We start from the raw sequence: 5,409 nt of genomic DNA, 5'->3' as shown, positions 1-5,409 counted from the left end.
AGTGTTTGTTGTTTGAGAACTCAATAGTGTGCCAAGTTTATTGATACCGAATTATTTTTAATTTGGTGGATATATAACATTTGCTTGGAATGATGCACCCCCGTGTGTTGTTCCAAGTGTTTTTATTCGCCAGGACTTCATTGGCTTCGCCCTTATTTTCCGAGGGGTTGCCGATGGCTTTTTATTTTTTTATGGAGAGTTTGATCCTGGCTCAGGATGAACGCTGGCGGCGTGCTTAACACATGCAAGTCGAACGATGACCCCCAGCTTGCTGGGGTGATTAGTGGCGAACGGGTGAGTAACACGTGAGTAACCTGCCCCCGACTCTGGGATAAGCCCGGGAAACTGGGTCTAATACTGGATATGACCTTTGACCGCATGGTCTTTGGTGGAAAGATTTATCGGTTGGGGATGGACTCGCGGCCTATCAGCTTGTTGGTGAGGTAATGGCTCACCAAGGCGACGACGGGTAGCCGGCCTGAGAGGGTGACCGGCCACACTGGGACTGAGACACGGCCCAGACTCCTACGGGAGGCAGCAGTGGGGAATATTGCACAATGGGCGAAAGCCTGATGCAGCGACGCCGCGTGAGGGATGACGGCCTTCGGGTTGTAAACCTCTTTCAGTAGGGAAGAAGCGAAAGTGACGGTACCTGCAGAAGAAGCGCCGGCTAACTACGTGCCAGCAGCCGCGGTAATACGTAGGGCGCAAGCGTTATCCGGATTTATTGGGCGTAAAGAGCTCGTAGGCGGTTTGTCGCGTCTGCCGTGAAAGTCCGAGGCTCAACCTCGGATCTGCGGTGGGTACGGGCAGACTAGAGTGATGTAGGGGAGACTGGAATTCCTGGTGTAGCGGTGAAATGCGCAGATATCAGGAGGAACACCGATGGCGAAGGCAGGTCTCTGGGCATCTACTGACGCTGAGGAGCGAAAGCATGGGGAGCGAACAGGATTAGATACCCTGGTAGTCCATGCCGTAAACGTTGGGCACTAGGTGTGGGGGACATTCCACGTTTTCCGCGCCGTAGCTAACGCATTAAGTGCCCCGCCTGGGGAGTACGGCCGCAAGGCTAAAACTCAAAGGAATTGACGGGGGCCCGCACAAGCGGCGGAGCATGCGGATTAATTCGATGCAACGCGAAGAACCTTACCAAGGCTTGACATGTTCCAGACCGCCTCAGAGATGGGGTTTCCCTTCGGGGCTGGTTCACAGGTGGTGCATGGTTGTCGTCAGCTCGTGTCGTGAGATGTTGGGTTAAGTCCCGCAACGAGCGCAACCCTCGTTCCATGTTGCCAGCACGTAAAGGTGGGGACTCATGGGAGACTGCCGGGGTCAACTCGGAGGAAGGTGGGGATGACGTCAAATCATCATGCCCCTTATGTCTTGGGCTTCACGCATGCTACAATGGCCGGTACAATGGGTTGCGATACTGTGAGGTGGAGCTAATCCCTAAAAGCCGGTCTCAGTTCGGATTGGGGTCTGCAACTCGACCCCATGAAGTCGGAGTCGCTAGTAATCGCAGATCAGCAACGCTGCGGTGAATACGTTCCCGGGCCTTGTACACACCGCCCGTCAAGTCACGAAAGTTGGTAACACCCGAAGCCGATGGCCTAACCACCTTGTGTGGGGGGAGTCGTCGAAGGTGGGACTGGCGATTGGGACTAAGTCGTAACAAGGTAGCCGTACCGGAAGGTGCGGCTGGATCACCTCCTTTCTAAGGAGCTAACCAATTATTGGTTGCCCGTTTCTGTCACGAGTGTTGGCAGGCGGGTTGCTCATGGGTGGAATATCAATGAACTCAGTACCGGAAAACGCGTCGACTTTATGGTTGGTGTGGGGTATTGGCTATGGCTGCATGGTGTTCATGCTCTTTTAGTACGCGTCCCTTTGGGGGTGTTGGAATGAGGGTGTGGGGGTTGTGTGGTTTGTATGGTTTGGCATGCTGTTGGGTTTTGAGGCAACAAGCGTCCTGTCCTTTTGGGGGTGGGGGTTTGGTGTTTCAGTGTTTGTCCTGTGTCTTTGCGCGCTGGTCTTTTGGGGTCCTTTGGGGTTCTTGGCCGGTGTTGCGGGGGTGTGGGGTTGTTGTTTGGGAACTGTATAGTGAACGCGAGCATCTTATAAGATGACCATGTGGGGAGCCCTTTGGGGTGACTTGTGTGGTTGTTTTGTGATTTTGTTGATTGTTTTATTGCTCAATCTGAGACTTTGATTTGTGTTGAAGTTTTTAAGGGCGCACGGTGGATGCCTTGGCATCAGGAGCCGATGAAGGACGTGGGAATCTGCGATAAGCCTGGTGGAGTCGATAACCGGACGTTGAGACCAGGATTTCCGAATGGGGAAACCCCGTACGGTGTCATGCCGTATGACCTGCAGCTGAATGTATAGGCTGTGTGGAGGGAACGCGGGGAAGTGAAACATCTCAGTACCCGCAGGAAGAGAAAACAATAGTGATTCCGTTAGTAGTGGCGAGCGAACGCGGATGGGGCTAAACCGGTTGGTGTGTGATAGCGGATAGGCGTTGCATCACCGGGGTTGTGGGGCCTACATGTGCTAACCCTATCTGGTTAGCGGGATGAGGTGCAGGCGTATAGGTGAATCGGTTGGAATGCCGGACCAGAGAGGGTGATAGTCCCGTAGGTGTAATGCGTGTCTGCCGTTCTAGTGTGGGTACCCGAGTAGCACGGGGCTCGAGAAATCTTGTGTGAATCTGCCAGGACCACCTGGTAAGCCTGAATACTACCTGATGACCGATAGTGAATCAGTACCGTGAGGGAATGGTGAAAAGTACCCCGGGAGGGGAGTGAAATAGTACCTGAAACCGTGCGCTTACAATCCGTTAAAGCATCCCACTTGTGGGGTGTGATGGCGTGCCTTTTGAAGAATGAGCCTGCGAGTTAGTGCTGTGTCGCGAGGTTAACCCGTGTGGGGAAGCCGTAGCGAAAGCGAGTCTGAATAGGGCGTTTGAGTGGCACGGTCTAGACCCGAAGCGAAGTGATCTACCCATGGCCAGGTTGAAGCGCGTGTAAGAGCGCGTGGAGGACCGAACCCACTTCAGTTGAAAATGGAGGGGATGAGCTGTGGGTAGGGGTGAAAGGCCAATCAAACTTCGTGATAGCTGGTTCTCCCCGAAATGCATTTAGGTGCAGCGTTACGTGTTTCTTACCGGAGGTAGAGCTACTGGATAGCTAATGGGCCCTACAAGGTTACTGACGTTAGCCAAACTCCGAATGCCGGTAAGTGAGAGCGTAGCAGTGAGACTGTGGGGGATAAGCTTCATAGTCGAGAGGGAAACAGCCCAGAACGCCAACTAAGGCCCCTAAGCGTGTGCTAAGTGGAAAAGGATGTGGAGTTGCTGTGACAACCAGGAGGTTGGCTTAGAAGCAGCCACCCTTGAAAGAGTGCGTAATAGCTCACTGGTCAAGTGATTCCGCGCCGATAATGTAGCGGGGCTCAAGCACACCGCCGAAGTTGCGTCATTCAAATATTTGCCTGGTTTCGATTGGGCGTTTGGATGGGTAGGGGAGCGTCGTGTGGACGGTGAAGTCGCGGTGTAAACCAGCGGTGGAGACCACACGAGTGAGAATGCAGGCATGAGTAGCGAATGACGGGTGAGAAACCCGTCCGCCGAATGATCAAGGGTTCCAGGGTCAAGCTAATCTGCCCTGGGTGAGTCGGGACCTAAGGCGAGGCCGACAGGCGTAGTCGATGGACAACGGGTTGATATTCCCGTACCGGCGAAGAACCGCCCATACTGAGCTTTTGATGCTAACCACCACTGAGCATGATGTTGTGGCCTTCGGGCTGCTTTTGTGTGAGGTGCTGGGAACCGATTTTGTGAGGTAAGCGTATTAACAGGTGTGACGCAGGAAGGTAGCCGAGCCAGGCAATGGAATTGACCTGGTCCAAGGGTGTAGGCCGAGAGATAGGCAAATCCGTCTCTCATTTATGGTTGAGACCTGATAGGCGCCCACTTTGGTGGGTGATTTGGTGATCCTATGCTGCCTAGAAAAGCATCGGCGCGAGGTTCTAGTCGCCCGTACCCCAAACCGACACAGGTGATCAGGTAGAGAATACTAAGGCGATCGAGAGAATCATGGTTAAGGAACTCGGCAAAATGCCCCCGTAACTTCGGAAGAAGGGGGGCCTGCCCCGTGAGGAAGACTTGCTCTTCTTTTGCGGGTGTGGGCCGCAGAGACCAGGGGGAAGCGACTGTTTACTAAAAACACAGGTCCGTGCGAAGTCGCAAGACGATGTATACGGACTGACTCCTGCCCGGTGCTGGAAGGTTAAGAGGACCGGTTAGCAACTTGTTGCGAAGCTGAGAATTTAAGCCCCAGTAAACGGCGGTGGTAACTATAACCATCCTAAGGTAGCGAAATTCCTTGTCGGGTAAGTTCCGACCTGCACGAATGGAGTAACGACTTCCCCGCTGTCTCAACCATGAACTCGGCGAAATTGCAGTACGAGTAAAGATGCTCGTTACGCGCAGCAGGACGGAAAGACCCCGAGACCTTTACTATAGTTTGGTATTGGTGTTCGGTGCAGCTTGTGTAGGATAGGTGGGAGACTGTGAAGCTCGGACGCTAGTTCGGGTGGAGTCATCGTTGAAATACCACTCTGGCTGTACCGGTCACCTAACTTCGGACCATGATCTGGTTCAGGGACAGTGCCTGATGGGTAGTTTAACTGGGGCGGTTGCCTCCTAAAATGTAACGGAGGCGCCCAAAGGTTCCCTCAGCCTGGTTGGCAATCAGGTGTCGAGTGTAAGTGCACAAGGGAGCTTGACTGTGAGAGTGACAGCTCGAGCAGGGACGAAAGTCGGGACTAGTGATCCGGCGGCACCTCGTGGAAGGGCCGTCGCTCAACGGATAAAAGGTACCTCGGGGATAACAGGCTGATCTTGCCCAAGAGTCCATATCGACGGCATGGTTTGGCACCTCGATGTCGGCTCGTCGCATCCTGGGGCTGGAGTAGGTCCCAAGGGTTGGGCTGTTCGCCCATTAAAGCGGTACGCGAGCTGGGTTTAGAACGTCGTGAGACAGTTCGGTCCCTATCCGCTGCGCGCGTTGGAAATTTGAGAAGGGCTGTCCTTAGTACGAGAGGACCGGGACGGACAAACCTCTGGTGTGTCAGTTGTACTGCCAAGTGCACCGCTGATTAGCTACGTTTGGAAGGGATAACCGCTGAAAGCATCTAAGCGGGAAGCCTGCTTCGAGATGAGATTTCCATGCACCTTGAGTGTGAGAGGCCCCCAGCTAGACCACTGGGTTGATAGGCAGGATGTGGAAGCAAGGACTAAAGACTTGTGTAGCTGACCTGTACTAATAGGCCGATGACTTACAACACACAGTAAAGCAATCGTTGAAGACAATGATGCTCGCGTTCACTATACGGTTACGAGACAACAAC

At 53.7% G+C, this 5,409-nt stretch carries 2 rRNA genes; both read left to right on the top strand.

Annotation, left to right across the window (positions count from 1 at the left end):
* Window positions 1–188: 188 nt before the first annotated feature.
* Window positions 189–1,714, top strand: a 16S ribosomal RNA gene (locus CQ015_RS18445).
* 500 nt (window positions 1,715–2,214) lie between these two features.
* Window positions 2,215–5,346 (top strand): 23S ribosomal RNA (locus CQ015_RS18440).
* The 16S and 23S rRNA genes sit together here, the layout of an rRNA operon.
* Window positions 5,347–5,409 lie beyond the last annotated feature (63 nt).

This window comes from Arthrobacter sp. MYb221, assembly GCF_002979835.1.
Lineage (GTDB): Bacteria > Actinomycetota > Actinomycetes > Actinomycetales > Micrococcaceae > Glutamicibacter.
Note: the sequence above shows the minus strand (reverse complement) of the source record. Positions and strands in the feature narration are given on the sequence as shown.